This is a genomic window from Allobosea sp., assembly GCF_030694325.1.
In the GTDB taxonomy this organism is placed as follows: Bacteria; Pseudomonadota; Alphaproteobacteria; order Rhizobiales; family Beijerinckiaceae; genus Allobosea.
Window position 1 is genome coordinate 23,006 of record NZ_JAUXYO010000188.1, and the last position, 16,468, is coordinate 39,473.

Below are 16,468 nucleotides of genomic sequence, written 5' to 3' on the forward strand. Positions count from 1 at the left end.
CGGCGTAGCGCCGGATGGTTCCATCAGGCGATCGTGTGGAACCCGCCATCGGCATAGACGACGGAGCCGGTGAGCGAGCTTCCGGCCTCGCTGGCGAGGAAGGCGGCGACGCGGCCGACGTCCTCGATGCCGACCAGGCGCTGGGCCGGGGTGCGCTCGCGCACCTTGTCGAGCAGTTCGTCGAAGCGGCCGATGCCCGAGGCGGCGCGGGTCTTGATGGCGCCGGCCGAGATCGTGTTGGCGCGGATCCTCTGGCCGGCGAGATCGGCGGCGAGATAGCGCACGCTCGATTCCAGCGCGGCCTTGACCGGTCCCATCAGGTTGTAGTTTTCGACGACGCGGTCGGCGCCGTAGAAGCTCACAGTCAGCAGGGCGCCGCCCTCGCTCATCAGCGGCGCGGCGAGCTTCGCCATGCGGATGAAGGAATGGCAGGAAACGTCCATCGCCAGGGCGAAGCCCTCCGCCGAGCAGTTGACGAGGCTGTTCTGCAGATCCTCGCGCGGGGCGAAGGCGATCGAGTGCAGCAGAAAGTCGAGCCTGCCCCAATCCCTTTCGAGGCGCGCGAACACGGCCTCGAGCTGGCCGGGAATGCGCACGTCGCAGGGCACGACGATCGCAGCCCCTAATGCCTCGGCGACGGGCTGCACGAAGGGCAGAGCATTCTCGTTGAGATAGGTGACGGCGAGTTCGGCCCCTGCCTGCCGGAAGGCCGTGGCGCAGCCGGCCGCGATGCTGTGCTCGTTGGCGATGCCGACGACGAGGCCGCGCTTGCCGGAGAGATCGACGATGGGGCTCATGGACTCGTTCCTTCGATACCGAGGACGAGCAGGGCTTCGTCCGCGATCACCTGCTCTTCGTCGGTCGCGATGACCAAGGCGGAGATCGCGCTGGATGCGGTGCTGATCGTGCCGGTATTGGCCGCATTGGCGGGCTCATCCAGCGTCAGGCCGAGCCAGGCCAGGCGCGCGCTCACCGCAGCCCGGATCCGCGGCTGGTTCTCGCCGACGCCGGCGGTGAAGACGATCGCATCGAGCCCGCCCAAAGTCGTCGCCAGCCTGGCGATCTCGCCGGCGATGCGGAAGCTGAAGAGGTCGAGCGCCTGGCTGGCCTCCAGGCGCTCGCTCTCCAGCAATTCGCGGCTGTCGGCGCTGATGCCGGACACGCCGAGCAGACCCGACTGGCGGTAGAGGATGTCCTCGACATCCTTGACGCCGCGTCCTTGCGTCCCGATCAGGTGAAGCAGGACGCCGGGATCGATCGCGCCGCAGCGTGTCGCCATCGGAACGCCGTCGAGGGCGGAAAAGCCCATGCTGGTGTCGCGGCTGACGCCGCCGTCCAGCCCACACAGGCTGGCCCCGCTGCCGAGATGGGCCACGACGACTTTCGACCCTGCAAGCGCGGGCTCGCGCCGCGCGAGCTCGGCCGCGATGAACTTGTAGGACAGGCCGTGGAAACCGTAGCGCTTGATGCCCTGGTCGTGCAGCGCGCGCGGGATCGCGAAGCGGCGCACGACATCGGCATGGTCGCGATGGAAGGCCGTGTCGAAGGAGGCCGTCTGCGGCAGTTGCGGACGCAGATGCCGAAGCGCCCGGATCAGGCGCAGGCCCTGCGGCTGGTGCAGCGGCGCCAGCGGGGTCAGCGCATCGATCGCGGCTATCGCGTCGTCATCCAGCCGAACAGGCCCGGCGAAGCCGTCGCCGCCATGCACGACGCGGTGACCGATAGCGGCGATGTTGTCGAGGTCGAAATGCCAGGAGAGGCGGGAGAAGGCCTCGCTCACGACTTCATGGAGATCGTCGCCGGCTTCGGCCTCCAGCGCGATGTCGAAGGTGTCGGGCCCCTCGCTGAGCGTGAAGCGCAGCGGTGCGCGGCGAAAATCGATCATGCCCTTGCCGATGCGCTCCGCGCCCTTGCGGCCCAACGCGAACAGGCCGATCTTCACCGTGGAGGAGCCGGCGTTGAAGGTGATCAGGAGCTTGCCGGTCATGCGGGACCCTTTCCCGGACCGCGCCGGGAAGCGACGAGCTTGGCCAGCGCCGCCGAGGCGATGCGGGTCTTCAGCGAATCCGAGCGGCTGGTCAGGATGATCGGCACCCGCGCGCCGAGCACGAGGCCTGCCGCATCCGCCCCGGCGAAATAAATCAGCTGCTTGGCCAGTATGTTGCCCGCTTCGAGGTCCGGCACGAGCAGGATGTCGGCTTGTCCGGCGACAGGCGAGACGATGCCCTTGGTCCGGGCTGCATCAGGGCTGATCGCGTTGTCGAAGGCGAGCGGGCCGTCGACGCGCGCGCCGGTAATCTGGCCGCGCGCCGCCATCACGGTCAGTGCGGCGGCGTCGAGCGTCGAGGGCATCTTGGCGTTCACGGTCTCGACCGCCGCCAGCACCGCGACGAGCGGTTCGGCGATGCCGAGCGTGTGCAGCAGATCGATCGCGTTCTGGCAGATGTCGCGCTTCTGCTCCAGTGTCGGCAGGATGTTGATCGCCGCATCGGTGACGATCAGAGGCTTGGCATAGGCCGGCACGCTCATGGCGTAGACATGGCTGATGCGCCGCTCCGTCCTCAGGCCGGAGCCTGGGGCCACCACCGCGCCGAGCAACTCGTCGGTGTGCAGACTGCCTTTCATCAGAGTCGCGACCTTGCCTGCGACGGCCAGCTCTACTGCCCGCGCCGCGGCCGCATGGCTATGCGCCACGGCCTCGATCGCGATGCCGTCCAGCGAGACCTGTGCCGCCTCGGCCGCGGCCCGAATCTTGGCCTCGGGCCCGATCAGCAAAGGCTCCAGCAGGCCCTCGTCGCGAATCTCGACCACCGCCAGAATAGCCTCCGGCGAACAGGGGTGGACGATGGCGGCTCGGATCATCGGCAGGGCGCGCGCATCCTTGACGAAGCTGTCATAGCGGTCGTGCCGTCGCAGCGAGACCTCGGGCAGTTTCGTGCGCGGCCAGACGATCTGGTGTTGCGGCGCGATCACTGTTGCGGTGCCGGTCAGGATCTCCTCGCCCTGCTGGTTGGTCGCGCGGGTATCGAGCAGCACATGGCGCTTCTCGGGCCGCTTCTCCTGCACCGTCACGGTGACCGTGATGGTGTCGCCGGGCGCGACAGGCTTTCGGAAGCGCAGATCCTGGCCGAGATAGATCGTGCCAGGGCCGGGCAATTTGGTGCCGAGCACGGCCGAGACCAAAGCTGCCGTCCACATGCCATGCGCGACGATATGGCCGAACAGGTCGGTCGCGGCGAAGGCGGCGTCGAGATGGGCAGGGTTCTCGTCGCCCGAGACCGTCGCGAACAGGTCGATATCGTCGCGCCCGACGATGCGCACGAGCGAGGCGCTCTCGCCGACCTCCAGCTCGTCGAAGGTGCGGTTTTTGAGGATGCTCTGGTCCATCGGGCCCTCAGCGTTGCAGGACATAGGTGCCGGGAGCGTCGTCGAGCGGGACGAGCCCCTTTTCGGCATTGCCCATGGCGGGTGGGGAGACGCGCTCGTCGGCGGAATGCGCGGCGAGCCATTCCACCCAGCTCGTCCACCAGGACCCCTCGAGGGCGGTGGCGCTCTCGACCCATTCGTCGGGGCCGAGGCTCGGATCGTCATGTGTCCGCGTTGCGATCCGGAAACGCCGGCGGGGATGGCCGGGTTCACTGACGATGCCCGCATTGTGCCCGCCGCTCGTCAGCACGAAGGTGACGTCGGCGTCGGTCAGATAGTGAATCTTGTAGACCGAACGCCAGGGCGCGACATGGTCGCGCTCCGTCCCGACGACGAAGAGCGGCGTGTGGATGTTCTGCAGGGCGGCCGGGCGGCCATCGACCATCAGGCGGCCGGCGGCGAGTTCGTTGTCGAGATAGAGCTTGTGCAGGTACTCCGAGTGCATGCGGTAGGGCATGCGGGTGGAGTCCGCATTCCACGCCATCAGGTCGATCATCGGCGTGCGTTCGCCCATCAGGTAGTCGTGCACGAGGCGCGACCAGACGAGATCGTTGGAGCGCAGGAGCTGGAAAGCGCCGGCCATCTGGTCGGCGGCGAGATAGCCCCGGTTCCACATCATGCTGTCGAGATAGTGCACCTGACTGTGGTCGATGAACAGCGCGAGCTCGCCGGGTTCGCTGAAATCGGTCTGCGCCGCGAGCAGTGTCAGCGAGGCCAGGCGGCCATCCTTGGCCTTAGCCATGGCGGCGGCCGCGATCGAGAGCAGCGTGCCGCCGATGCAATAGCCGACGGCATGGATCTTCCGGTCGGGGACGATCGCTCCAACCGCCTCCAGCGCGGCCATCACGCCCAGGTGCCGGTAGTCGTCGAAGCCGAGATCGCGCTCCTTCTCGGTCGGATTGCGCCAGGAGATGCAGAAGACGGTGTGGCCCTGCCCGACGAGATGGCGGATCAGCGAGTTCTGCGGCGACAGGTCGAGGATGTAGTATTTCATGATCCAGGCCGGCACGATCAGGATCGGTTCGGCCCGCACCGTCTCGGTCGCGGGCGCATACTGGATCAACTCGATCAGGTGGTTGCGGTAGACGACCTTGCCGGGTGTCGCCGCGACGTCGCGGCCGACAACGAAATCCTCGGCCCCGACCGGCGGCTGGCCCGTCGCCTGCCGGCCGACATCCTGGAGCCAGTTCTGGAAGCCGCTGACGAAGTTTGCGCCGCCGGTTTCCAGCGCCTTCGCGACGATCTCGGGATTGGTGAGGGGGTTGTTGGAGGGCGAGGCCATGTCGAGCAGCTGGCGCGCCGTGAAGGACACCACATCCTCGTGATGCGGCGCCACACCCGGAACCTCGCGGGTGACGTTGTGCCACCATTGCTGGTTCAGCAGGAAGGCCTGGGACCAGATGGCGTAGGGGAATTGCCGCCAGCCTTCCCCGCTGAACCGATCGTCGCCGGGCAGCGGCTCGATGCAGGCGGGGGCCTTGCCGTCGAGTCCCGCGGCGCCGAGTTGCGCCAGCAGGCGGTGCGCTTTGCGGCCGGCCTTGTAGGCGAGCTCGGCGCGCTTGCCGGGAGCTGCGGCAAGATGGATCGACCAGTCGAAGAATGCGAGCGCCAGCGCCTGGGGCGAGAGGCCGCCGGTGAATTGCGCGCTCAGCGCCTCGCGCATGCGGTCGATCGAGCGGAAGGCCTCGAGACCGAGCGCCTCGCCTTCTGCCGGCACGGGGGAGGCCGGGACGGGCCTCGGGAAGGATGACGCAGGGACTGGCATTGTGGTCCTTTCGGTGAAGATGTGACGGCCTGCGTCGCGATGGCATGCGCGCCTCAGTGCGGTGTTTCGCGATCCTGAGCGAGACAGGCGTGCATGAGTTGTTCGATCAGCGGCCGGATCTGTTCCCTGGACGCGTCTCGCAGCACGGGTATGCAGAGCACGTCGCGCAGCAGCGCGATGCCGGCGAGGCACGCGATGGCCATGCCAGCCTGCAGCTCGTCGCCGCAGCCGAGCCTCTGCGCCAGGGGCAGGATGAAATCCTGCTGCACCAGCTCGCGCAGGATCGGGTTGGCGCGGTCGCTGCCCAGCGAATGCGTGACGATAGCGAGCGGGTCGACCATCTTCAAAGTCGGATCGAGCCGCGACTGCAGGAAATGCTTCGCCATGGCACTGTCGAGGTCCGGCGCCTGCACCGCGCGCTGGAACCCGTCGTCGAACGCGGCCCTCGCAGCCTGCCGGAAGAGTTCCTCCTTCGAGCCGAACGAGCGATGGACCAGGGCGACGTCGATGCCGACATCGGCGGCGATGTCGCGCAAGGTTGTCGCCTCGTAGGAATGGCGCGAAAATCGAAGGATCGCAGCTTCCAGGATGCGCTGGCGCGTGAAACTCCCGGACCGCCTGACCGTCAATTCCTCCAGCATGGAAACTCCGCGCCCATTCGGCTGCTGCACTGCGCCACTGTCACTACGGCGCTGCCGGTCAACGTTCGTTGATCTCAATCAATGCGGGCCATGCCGCTGCGGCCCAGATTTGGTGCGCTGCAAACGAACCGCAGCGGTGCCAGGAACTTCGAAAGGCCTTCCTCATGCCGACCGAGAAAGCTTCAAGCCCGAAACAGGCAGACAGCCTCCCCTTCGCGGCGATCGAATGGTGGAAGCCGCAGGCGGCGGCGCTTCAATCCCTCTATGACGAAGCCCTGACCCTCGCTGAGGCGCGCCTGCGCAAGCAGGCGGATCTGCTTCACGAACTCGCGGGCTCGAAGGATTTTTCCGAGGTTCTGAAGACTCAGACCAACTTCGTCCAGGCGTTCTGGGCCGATTCCACGCGGGACGCCTTGAAGGCCTTCGCCAGCCTGCGCAGGGACGCCGGCGCCGAAGGGTGATGGCATTGGAGCCGTGCTCCCCACGGCTCTGCGCGGTCTTGCGTGGCTCTCCCTCGGGGCGTGGCGCCTGAAGATCAGGCGATGACGTCGGCCGGCGGCGGCGCCTTGTCGTCGCTGCCGCGCGACTCATCCCGTTCATAGTCTCAAGGAGATTCGATTTCATGCAGCGCCCGAAGACCGGCTGGCTGTTGGCTGGCGTCGCAGTATGCCTCGCCATCGGCGGCTATTTCGCCTGGAAGACGCTGAAGCCGGGGGGCCTTCCCGAGGGGATCGCCGGCGGTAACGGTCGCATCGAGGCGGTCGAGATCGATATCTCCACGCGCGTCGCGGGCCGCATCAAGGAGATCCGCGCGGGCGAGGGCGACTTCGTCACTGCCGGGCAGATCATCGTCCTCATGGACACCGAACAGCTCCAGGCCCAGCGAAGCGAAGCCGAGGCCGGGTTGCAGCGCGCCATCATCGGCATCGACACGGCCCGCAGCCTGGTGACACAGCGCGAGGCCGAGCGGGCGACGGCACAAGCCGTCATCGCCCAGCGCGAGGCCGAGCTGGACGCTGCAAAAAAGAAGCTTCAACGATCGGAGCAGCTTTCGGAGCGTGGCAACGTGTCCGAGCAGGTGCTGGACGACGACCGGGCGCGGGCGCAGGGCGCCGCAGCGGCGGTGGGGGCCGCGAAAGCGCAGCTCGCCGCATCCGAGGCCGCCATCAGTTCGGCCAAATCGCAGGTGGTCGCCGCGGAGGCGAGCGTCGTCGCGGCTCGCGCCACGGTCAGGCGGATCGATGCTGACATCGACGACAGCGCGCTGAAGGCGCCACGCGACGGCCGCGTGCAATACCGCGTCGCGCAGCCCGGCGAGGTGCTCTCGGCCGGGGGGCGGGTCCTCAACCTGGTCGATCTCGGCGATGTCTACATGACGTTCTTCCTGCCGACCGCGCAGGCTGGGCGCGTGGCGATCGGCTCCGAGGTGCGTCTCGTCCTCGACGCGGCGCCGAGCTACGTCATCCCGGCGACCGTCTCCTTCGTCGCCGATGTCGCCCAGTTCACGCCCAAGACCGTGGAGACGGTCGAGGAGCGGCAGAAGCTGATGTTCCGCGTCAAGGCCAGGATCGCGCCCGAGCTGCTGCGCAAGTATATCCAGCACGTGAAGACCGGCCTGCCGGGCATGGGCTATGTCCGGCTCGATTCCACCGTGGAATGGCCTGCCCGGCTGCAGGGCCCGCTCGCGTAATGAGCATGAGCTTTTCCGGCGCGACAGTTCCGGGCCTCGCCACGCCGGTCGTGCGGCTCGAAGGGGTCGGTCTCTCCTATGGCAAGACACGGGCGCTCGATGCGATCAGCCTCGATCTGCCGTCGGGCTGCATGGTGGGGTTGATCGGGCCGGACGGTGTCGGCAAGTCGAGCCTGCTGTCGCTGATCGCCGGCGCGCGCGCCGTTCAGGGGGGGCGCGTCGAGGTGCTCGGCGGTGACCTGGCGGACGCCGGCCATCGGGCTCGAGCCTGCCCGCGCATCGCCTATATGCCGCAGGGACTCGGCCGGAACCTTTATCCGACCCTGTCTGTCTTCGAGAATGTCGACTTCTTCGGCCGGCTCTTCGGCCATGACCGGGCGGAGCGGGCACGGCGCATCAGCGAGCTTCTGGAAAGCACCGGGCTTGCTCCTTTCGCCGACCGGCCGGCAGGCAAGCTCTCGGGCGGCATGAAGCAGAAGCTCGGCCTGTGCTGCGCGCTGATCCACGATCCCGACCTGCTGATTCTCGATGAGCCGACGACCGGCGTCGATCCGCTGTCGCGGCGCCAGTTCTGGGATCTGATCGACGAGATCAGGCGTGGCCGCGCGGGTATGAGCGTGCTGGTCGCGACCGCCTATATGGAGGAGGCGGCCCGTTTCGACTGGCTGATGGCGATGAATGCCGGCCGCGTCCTGGCGACCGGAACGCCCGCCGAGCTGCTCGCCCAAACCCGTATGGCGACGCTCGACGACGCCTTCATCGCGCTCCTGCCGCAGGACCAGCGCAGCCGCCACCGCGTTGTTTCAATTCCTCCGCGCGATACGAGTCATGACGATGTCGTGGCCATCGCCGCCGTTGGACTGACCATGCGCTTCGGCGATTTCGTCGCGGTCGACAATGTCGATCTGTCCGTCCCCCGAGGCGAGATTTTCGGCTTCCTTGGCTCGAACGGCTGCGGCAAGACCACGACGATGAAGATGCTGACCGGCCTGCTCGAGGCGAGCGAGGGCACGGCGAGCCTGTTCGGACGCCCAGTCGATCCGCGCGACATCGAGACGCGCCGGCGCGTCGGTTACATGAGCCAGGCCTTCTCGCTCTATTCGGAGCTGACGGTCCGGCAGAACCTCGAACTGCATGCGCGCCTCTTCCAGATGCCCGAGGCGGCGATTGCCCCGCGCATCGCGGAGATGGCGCAGCGCTTCGATCTCGCCGAGGTGATGGATTTTCTGCCCGAGGCGCTGCCGCTCGGCATCCGTCAGCGCCTGTCGCTCGCGGTGGCGATGGTGCACGGGCCCGAAATGCTCATCCTCGACGAGCCGACCTCGGGCGTCGATCCGATTGCGCGCGACGTGCTCTGGCAGATCCTGGTCGATCTATCGCGCAATGACGGCGTCACCATCTTCATCTCGACCCATTTCATGAACGAGGCGGAGCGCTGCGACCGCATCTCGCTGATGCATGCCGGCAAGGTGCTGGTCAGCGACACGCCGGCCGGCATCATCGCGAGACGCGGCCTCGCCGACCTCGAGGAGGCCTTCGTCGCCTATCTCGAGGAGGCGATAGGGGAGGCGCCGGCCCGGGTGAAGCCGGCATCGTCGCCGGCCGCCTCCCCCTTGCCGGAACGGCCCCGTGCCGCCGATATCCGTCGCGTCGTCGATCTCAGGCGCATGCTCAGCTATACGCGGCGCGAGACGCTGGAGCTCAGCCGCGACCCGATCCGTGCCACGCTGGCGCTCCTCGGCAGCGTGCTGCTGATGTTCGTCATCGGCTACGGCATCAGCCTGGATGTGGAGGATCTGTCCTTCGCCGTGCTCGATCGCGACCAGACCACGGTCAGCCGGAACTATGTGCTCGACATTGCCGGCTCACGCTATTTCGTCGAGAAGCCGCCGATCACCAACTACGACGAGCTCGACCGCCGCATGCGCGCCGGTGAGATCAGCCTCGCCATCGAGATCCCGCCGGGCTTCGGCCGGGACGTCGCGCGCGGCAGGCATGTCGAGATCGCGGCCTGGATCGACGGCGCCATGCCGACCCGCGCCGAGACCGTGCGCGGCTATGTCCAGGGCATGCACGCCCACTGGCTGACGGAAAGGGCCCGGCTGCTGCTCGGCGACAAGGCGTCGGCGCCGGCCTTCTCCGTGGAGACACGCTTTCGCTACAACCCCGACATCAAGAGCTTGGTTGCCATGGTGCCGGCGGTGATTCCGCTGCTGCTCCTGCTCATCCCCGCGATGCTGGCGACGCTCTCGGTGGTGCGCGAGAAGGAGCTCGGCTCGATCGTCAATCTCTATGTCACGCCGGTGACGCGCACCGAGTTCCTGATCGGCAAGCAGCTGCCCTATATCGGCCTCGCCATGCTGAACTTCCTGCTGCTGTGGCTGGCTGCGGTCTTCATCTTCGGCGTGCCGTTCACCGGCAGCCTCGCCGCCTACGCACTGGCAGCACTGCTCTATGTCACGGCGGCGACCGGCATGGGGCTCCTGATCTCGACCTTCATGAACAGCCAGATCGCCGCGATCTTCGGCACTGCGATCCTGACCCTGCTGCCCGCCGTGCAATATTCCGGCATGACCGATCCGGTGTCCTCGCTGCAGGGCGCCGGCGCCGTCATCGGCCAGATCTATCCGGCGACGCATTTCATCACGATCTCACGCGCCACCTTCTCCAAGGCGCTCGGGTTTGGCGATCTGACCGGCTCCTTCGTTCCGTTGCTGATCGCAGTTCCGGTGCTGCTGACGGCGAGTGCGCTGCTTCTCAAGAAGCAGGCGAGGTAAAGCGATGCGCGCATCGAACATCCTCAATCTCGGCATCAAGGAACTGCGCGGCCTGCAGCGCGACCAGATGCTGCTCCTGCTGATCCTCTATGCCTTCACCGTCGCGATCTACACCGCGGCCAGCGCCATGCCGGAGACGTTGAACAAGGCGCCGATCGCCATCGTCGACGAGGATCGCTCGTCGCTCTCCGCCCGCATCGCGGGCGCCTTCCAGCTGCCCTATTTCACGAAGCCCCAGCTCATCACGGCGGCCGAGATGGACCGGCGCATGGATGCCGGTCTCGACACCTTCGCTCTCGACATCCCGCCGAATTTCCAGCGCGATCTGCTTGCAGGCCGCGCCCCGACGATACAGCTCAACGTCGACGCCACGCGCATGACGCAGGCCTTCAACGGCTCCGGATATGTCCAGAGCATCGTCACCGGCGAGGTCAACGAGTTTAGCCAGCGCTATCGCGCCGCGACGGTTGCGCCGGTCGAACTCGTCCTGCGGGCGCGCTTCAATCCGGAGCTGAACAAGGCCTGGTTCGGCGCGGTGATGAACGTCATCAACAGCATCACCATGCTGGCGATCGTGCTCACCGGTGCCGCCCTGATCCGCGAGCGCGAGCACGGCACGATCGAGCATCTGCTGGTCATGCCGATCACCCCTGCCGAGATCATGGTCAGCAAGGTCTGGTCGATGGCGCTCGTTGTCCTGATCGCCGCCGCCGCGTCGCTGATCTTCGTGGTCCAGGGCCTGCTGCGAGTGCCGATCGAGGGCTCCGTGCCGCTCTTCCTGGCCGGGACGGCGCTGCATCTGTTCGCGACCACCTCGCTCGGCATCGTGCTCGCCGCGCTCGCCGGCTCGATGCCGCAATTCGGCCTGCTGCTGATGCTGGTCCTCCTGCCGCTTCAGGTGCTGTCGGGCGGGATGACGCCGCGCGAGAGCATGCCGGACGTCGTGCAGGTGATCATGCTCGCCGCACCGAACACGCATTTCGTCATGCTCGCCCAGGCGATCCTCTATCGTGGCGCCGGCTTTTCCGTCGTCTGGCCGCAATTCCTGGCGCTCGTGGGCATCGGTGCGGCGTTGTTCGCTTTCGCGCTCGCGCGATTCCGCAGATCGCTGAAATGATGCGGGAAAGACCGTGGAGGGCGCGCTGGACGCTGAGCGCGGACGTCAATCGGGGCGCCCCGAGCGGGCTGATCATTGAGGCACTGATCGGCCGCAGGGCCAAGGCGGTTCTCGATCTCGTGAGTTGCGACATTCTCCTGGTCCGCAACCAGGCCACAAGCGAGGGCGAGACATCCAACGGGTGATGTTTGCTCAGGATCAAGGGCATGCCGCCGTGCAGGCCTATCCTGCACGGTACCGCCGGTGACGCTTGCGTTCCCGGAAACGCTTCAAGGAGATCTCGATGAGTGCCCTGCCAAACAACTTCCGGAGGATTCGCCTGGAGCTGGCGCGCGAGCCAAAGCACCCGGCCGGCAATCCCAGGAACGGCTATGAATTCGCCGTGCCGCTGGCGGCGAACGGCAGCATCGATGCCGAGACCTGGCGCAAGCATCGCGACCATTGCCGCGTGCGCCGTTTCCGCGACGACGGTGAGCAGCGCCTGGGTCGAGTCGCGCGCAAGCCCGGGGGGGAATGGTTCTTCGACTACGAGCCCGGTAACGAAGCCGATGACGAGGTCGGCTTCCGTTTCGGTGAAGAGGCCTTTGTGCCGGGCGAATATGTATCCGTGCGGAATGACGACGACGAAGTCCATGTCTATCGTGTGGTCACCGTCGAGCCCGTTTGATGGGCTGACATACGGATATCTTCCGCGAGCCGGCATTTGCCGAGCGCGCTGCGAGAGGAGAATTAGATGACGCATGATTTCAAGAACATCCTGGTTGGGCTGGTTCCGGCCGATGATGGCGAGGATGCCGCGACCGCCGCCGTGCGCTTCGGCGTCGGCCTGGCGCGCCGCTTCGGAGCGAGTGTGACCTTCCAGGCCTTCGTGCCGCATGCATCGGCGCCCTACAGCGCCGTCGGCGGCTTTGCCGCCGGCATCGTCGCCGGGGAGAACAAGCGCCGGCGCGAGCTCGTTGAGGCCGCCGCCGCCACGGCCAGGACCGTGGCCGATGAGGCCGGGCTGACCTGCGTCATTGACCTGCCCGATCTCCCCCTCGACGAACTCACGGAGCGCTTTAACCAGCTGGCACGACTGCAGGACGTGACGATTCTCGATGCCGGCGACGATCTGTTGGGCAACAACCGCTATGCCGTCGAGGAGGCATTGTTTAACAGCGGACGCCCGGTGATCGTAGTCCCGAAGACGGGGGGCAGCGCGGAGCCGCAGAGGATAGCGATCGCCTGGGATGGTAGCGCGCGCTCCGCCCGAGCAGTCGGCGATGCGCTTCCGCTATTGCAGAGTGCGCAGTCGGTCTCGGTCGTCGTCATCGCAGGGGAGAAGGATCTGAGCCGCATCGCGCCCCCCAACGGCTTGGTTGGTTACCTGGAGCGCCATGGCGTCAAGAGCGAACTCGTGACGCTGGAGGCGGTCGGCGGCGATGTCGCCGAGACCGTGCGACAGCATGTTCGCGATGGCGCGACCGAGCTCGTCGTCATGGGTGCTTTCGTGCATTCGCGGTTCCGTCAGGCCGTTCTGGGCGGTGTGACGCGCTCTCTCCTACAGAGTAGCCCCGTGCCTCTATTCCTCGCCTATTGACGCAAGTTGCGCCCAAGTGAAACGGCTAACAGGGCAGCGCTGAACTGATGGGGTGGCCCCCTCCGGCCGGCTTATATGATGTCGCGCAGCGCCGTCGTGGCGCTTTGAAGGGAGGAACACTTGCCTGAGGTTTATGCCCTTGCGATCGACCTTGCGAAGCGCAGCCTTCAAGTCTGAGCCACGGAACGCGGTGGGGCGGATTAGCCGGACGGTCTCGCGCGCGAAGTCGGGGGCACGCAAATGAAGATGGGCGGTAGGGCCTCCGGAGTTGATGCAGCACAGCCTCACCATGAAACAGTCGAGGCTGTGCTGGCCGCCCTCGGCACCGACGCGGAGCGCGGACTGACCGCGATGGAAGCCACGTCGCGGCTTGCACGATACGGCAGAAATGAACTGACGGCAGAAAAGCCGACGCCGGCGTGGCGGAAATTTCTCGCCCAGTTCACAGATGTGCTCGTCGTCCTGCTGATCGTCGCGGCGCTGATTTCGGCTGCACTTTGGTTTGCCGAGCGCGACTCCGCATTGCCCTACGAGGCGATGACCATCCTGGCCATCGTGATCCTCAACGCCGTCATGGGTTATCTGCAGCAGGCTCGGGCCGAGCAGGCTTTGGCGGCACTGAACCAAATGTCGGCTGCGCACGCCACGGTTGTCCGCGATGGCACGAGACAACGCTTTCCCGCGTCCGACCTCATTCCCGGCGATCTGATTCTGATCGAGGAAGGCGACACCATTCCGGCCGACGCGCGGCTGATACAATCGACAGCGCTGCAGACTGCGGAAGCGGCGCTCACGGGCGAGAGCCTGCCCGTATCGAAGGATACGGGCCCCATTCCGGAAGACGCGAGCCTCGGCGACCGTCACAACATGGTCTTCAGTGGCACCGCTGCTACCTACGGGCGGGGCCGGGCGGTGGTCACGGCGACGGGGATGCAGACCCAGATGGGACGCATCGCCGGCATGTTGGAGGCATCTCCGGACGATGCAACCCCGCTGCAGAAGGAACTCGATCGAGTCGGGCGACTGCTCGGTGTCGGGGTCATCGTCATCGCGGTGGTGATGATCGGGACGATCCTGCTGTTCGAGGATATCCAAGGCTTCGCGGCCATATTCGATGTCTTCATTCTCGGCGTGGCGCTCGCCGTCGCCGCAGTGCCGGAAGGACTTCCGGCAGTGGTGACGGCGGTGCTGGCGCTCGGCGTTCAGCGTATGGCAAAGCGGAAGGCCGTCATCCGGCATCTCGCGGCGGTCGAGACGCTCGGCTCGGCCGACGTTATCGCCTCCGACAAGACCGGTACGCTCACCCGCAACGAAATGACGGTGCGCCGGGTGGTCACCGCGAGCGGGAGCGTAGACCTGGGCGGCACGGGCTACGCACCCGAAGGTAACGTGACGCGCCACGGTGACGGGGCGATCGACGGCTCGCTCAGGACCGAATTCATCCGCACGCTGGCCGCTGCCGACCGCGCAAACAATGCGGTGCTCCAGGAACGCGACGGCCGCTGGTCGGTCCAGGGCGACCCGACCGAAGGCGCGTTGATCGTTGCTGCTCGCAAGGCCGGGCTGGAAGAAGAGACGCTCGACGCGCGCTACGAACGCGTCGGGGAAGTTCCGTTCTCGTCCGAACGCAAGCTGATGAGTACAGTTCACGCCGACGCCGAGCGACAGGATCTGTTGCGCGCCTTCACCAAGGGCGCGCCAGATATCCTGCTGGCGCGCTGTTCGCACGAGTTGGTCGGCGAAATTTCAAAGCCTCTGACGGCGGATAGGCGCGCTGCGATCGCGTCCGCGAACGAAGAACTGGCCGGCGACGCACTACGGACGCTGGGATTCGCCTTTCGCACACTGCCGAAGGATGTATCGGAAGCCGACGGGTTCGGCGATGACGTCGAATATGATCTCGTCTTCCTCGGTCTGATCGGCATGATCGACCCGCCGCGCGACGAGGCGAAGCAAGCGATCGCCCGCGCTAAGACCGCCGGCATCAGGTCGATGATGATCACGGGCGACCATCCCAGGACGGCTTCGGTCATCGCTATCGAACTCGGCATCACGACTGACGGCAGGGCCGTCAGCGGAGCAGAGTTGGAGACGATGTCGGACGAGGAACTCGACCGGACGGTCCGCGAGGTCTCGGTCTATGCCCGTGTCAATCCCGACCACAAGCTGCGTATCGTGAACGCGCTGCAGCGCGAGGGCATGACGGTGGCGATGACCGGCGACGGGGTCAACGATGCGCCGGCGCTGAAGACCGCCGACATCGGCGTTGCCATGGGCATCACCGGAACGGATGTCTCCAAGCAGGCCGCCGACATGGTGCTCGCCGACGACAATTTCGCGTCGATCGTGGCTGCTGTAGAAGAAGGCAGGGCCATCTTCTCCAACATCAGGAAATTCCTGCGCTACCTGCTCTCGTCAAATGTCGGCGAGGTCATGACCATGTTCTTCGGCGTGCTCCTAGCCGACCTGATCGGTCTGCACGCGATGGGCGGCAGCGGTGTGGTCCTGCCGCTGCTGGCGACGCAGATCCTCTGGATCAATCTGGTGACCGATGGCGCGCCCGCGCTGGCGCTGGGCGTGGACCCGGCGGATACAGGCACCATGAGCAATCCGCCGCGACCTCGCGGCGAAGGTGTGATCACGCCGCGCATGTGGACCGGCATTCTCTTCGTCGGCGCCATCATGGCCACGGGGACGCTGATCATTCTCGACGCCTCGCTTCCCGGTGGACTGATCGAAGGCGCTGGCAACCTAGCATATGGGCAGACCATGGCCTTCACGACTCTGACCCTGTTCCAACTGTTCAATGTCTTCAACGCGCGTTCCGACGAACGCAGCGCCTTCGCAAATTTGTTCACCAACCAGTGGCTCTGGTCGGCTGTGGGTCTTTCGCTTGTCCTGCATGCGGCGGTGATCTACGTGCCATTCCTGCAGTCGGCGTTTTCGACCGTCCCTCTGAGTCTCGGTGATTGGATGATCTGCGGGGCGATGGCGAGCTCGGTGCTCTGGCTGCGCGAACTGAGCAAGGTCGCCAATCGGCATTGGAACTGACGGATCGCGGACCGGTCGCATTGTTGGCCGCGTTCAAGACATGCAGGCGCAGAACGTGACATCGGGCCTTTGAGGCCCGCTGTTTCGGGGAGGATGAAGGTTAAAATGACCGGTTTGGGCATGGTCGCCGCGAAATAAAACGGCGACGCAGGCCCGCCTTGGGCGTGGTCTGCCGCCGCTACGGCTTCGTCTTTCGGCCTCGAGTTGCCCAATATGCCTCGATGGGGCGTGCCTCCAGATATCGTAGCCAGACGACGACCATCAGCGCGCCGAACAGCAGGAGGAGGCCCGTTCCGTCGACGACGAGGCCGAGGCTGGAACCGAAAAAGGCGCCAAGCGTGCCCACCACTGCGAAGATGGCCGCGCAGAGCCAGCGTACATGACCCTTCCGGGCATGGGCGAGCAGGTTGGCCTAGGCATTG

Annotated in this window: 13 protein-coding genes; 7 read left to right on the plus strand and 6 right to left on the minus strand. The window is 66.2% G+C overall.

Going from position 1 to position 16,468, the window contains the following annotated elements; genetic code table 11:
* Nucleotides 1–23 precede the first annotated feature (23 nt).
* Genes fabI through Q8M82_RS12075 form a run of 5 tightly spaced genes read right to left on the minus strand, consistent with a single transcriptional unit; the run spans nt 24 to nt 5,832 of the window.
* A complete protein-coding gene (gene fabI, locus Q8M82_RS12055; RefSeq protein WP_305691594.1) occupies nt 24–797 on the minus strand; it encodes an enoyl-ACP reductase FabI in 774 nt (257 codons plus the stop codon).
* A complete protein-coding gene (locus tag Q8M82_RS12060; protein WP_305691595.1) occupies nt 794–1,987 on the minus strand; it encodes an acetate/propionate family kinase in 1,194 nt (397 codons plus the stop codon). The genes fabI and Q8M82_RS12060 overlap by 4 nt, the downstream gene beginning before the upstream one ends.
* Nucleotides 1,984–3,387, minus strand: coding sequence for a bifunctional enoyl-CoA hydratase/phosphate acetyltransferase (locus Q8M82_RS12065; protein ID WP_305691596.1), 1,404 nt, complete (start codon nt 3,385–3,387; stop codon nt 1,984–1,986). The genes Q8M82_RS12060 and Q8M82_RS12065 overlap by 4 nt, the downstream gene beginning before the upstream one ends.
* A gap of 7 nt (nt 3,388–3,394) precedes the next feature.
* Nucleotides 3,395–5,191, minus strand: a complete 1,797-nt coding sequence (locus Q8M82_RS12070; RefSeq protein WP_305691597.1) for a PHA/PHB synthase family protein — start codon at nt 5,189–5,191, stop codon at nt 3,395–3,397.
* Nucleotides 5,192–5,244: 53 nt separating this feature from the next.
* Nucleotides 5,245–5,832, minus strand: a complete 588-nt coding sequence (locus Q8M82_RS12075; RefSeq protein WP_305691605.1) for a TetR/AcrR family transcriptional regulator — start codon at nt 5,830–5,832, stop codon at nt 5,245–5,247.
* A gap of 164 nt (nt 5,833–5,996) precedes the next feature.
* On the opposite strand from Q8M82_RS12075, the gene Q8M82_RS12080 reads away from it, so the two are divergent.
* The 7 genes from Q8M82_RS12080 to Q8M82_RS12110 all read left to right on the plus strand — a co-directional run bounded on the left by Q8M82_RS12080 (nt 5,997) and on the right by Q8M82_RS12110 (nt 16,046).
* A complete protein-coding gene (locus Q8M82_RS12080; RefSeq protein WP_305691598.1) occupies nt 5,997–6,293 on the plus strand; it encodes a phasin family protein in 297 nt (98 codons plus the stop codon).
* A gap of 161 nt (nt 6,294–6,454) precedes the next feature.
* Entirely contained in the window at nt 6,455–7,522 is a 1,068-nt protein-coding gene (locus Q8M82_RS12085) for an HlyD family secretion protein (RefSeq protein WP_305691599.1), read from the plus strand.
* Entirely contained in the window at nt 7,522–10,299 is a 2,778-nt protein-coding gene (rbbA, locus tag Q8M82_RS12090; protein ID WP_305691600.1) for a ribosome-associated ATPase/putative transporter RbbA, read from the plus strand. The genes Q8M82_RS12085 and rbbA overlap by 1 nt, the downstream gene beginning before the upstream one ends.
* 4 nt (nt 10,300–10,303) lie before the next feature.
* Nucleotides 10,304–11,416 carry an ABC transporter permease gene (locus tag Q8M82_RS12095; RefSeq protein WP_305691601.1) on the plus strand — a complete coding sequence of 371 codons (1,113 nt, stop codon included), beginning with the start codon at nt 10,304–10,306 and terminating at the stop codon, nt 11,414–11,416.
* 283 nt (nt 11,417–11,699) lie between these two features.
* A complete protein-coding gene (locus Q8M82_RS12100; RefSeq protein ID WP_305691602.1) occupies nt 11,700–12,083 on the plus strand; it encodes a hypothetical protein in 384 nt (127 codons plus the stop codon).
* A gap of 66 nt (nt 12,084–12,149) precedes the next feature.
* Nucleotides 12,150–12,995, plus strand: coding sequence for a universal stress protein (locus tag Q8M82_RS12105; protein ID WP_305691603.1), 846 nt, complete (start codon nt 12,150–12,152; stop codon nt 12,993–12,995).
* 246 nt (nt 12,996–13,241) lie between these two features.
* On the plus strand, nt 13,242–16,046 hold the full coding sequence (locus tag Q8M82_RS12110; RefSeq protein ID WP_305691606.1) for a cation-translocating P-type ATPase: 2,805 nt from the start codon (nt 13,242–13,244) through the stop codon (nt 16,044–16,046).
* Nucleotides 16,047–16,224: 178 nt separating this feature from the next.
* Here Q8M82_RS12110 and Q8M82_RS12115 read toward each other — a convergent pair whose 3' ends face one another.
* A complete protein-coding gene (locus Q8M82_RS12115; RefSeq protein ID WP_305691607.1) occupies nt 16,225–16,452 on the minus strand; it encodes a TSUP family transporter in 228 nt (75 codons plus the stop codon).
* Nucleotides 16,453–16,468: the final 16 nt, after the last annotated feature.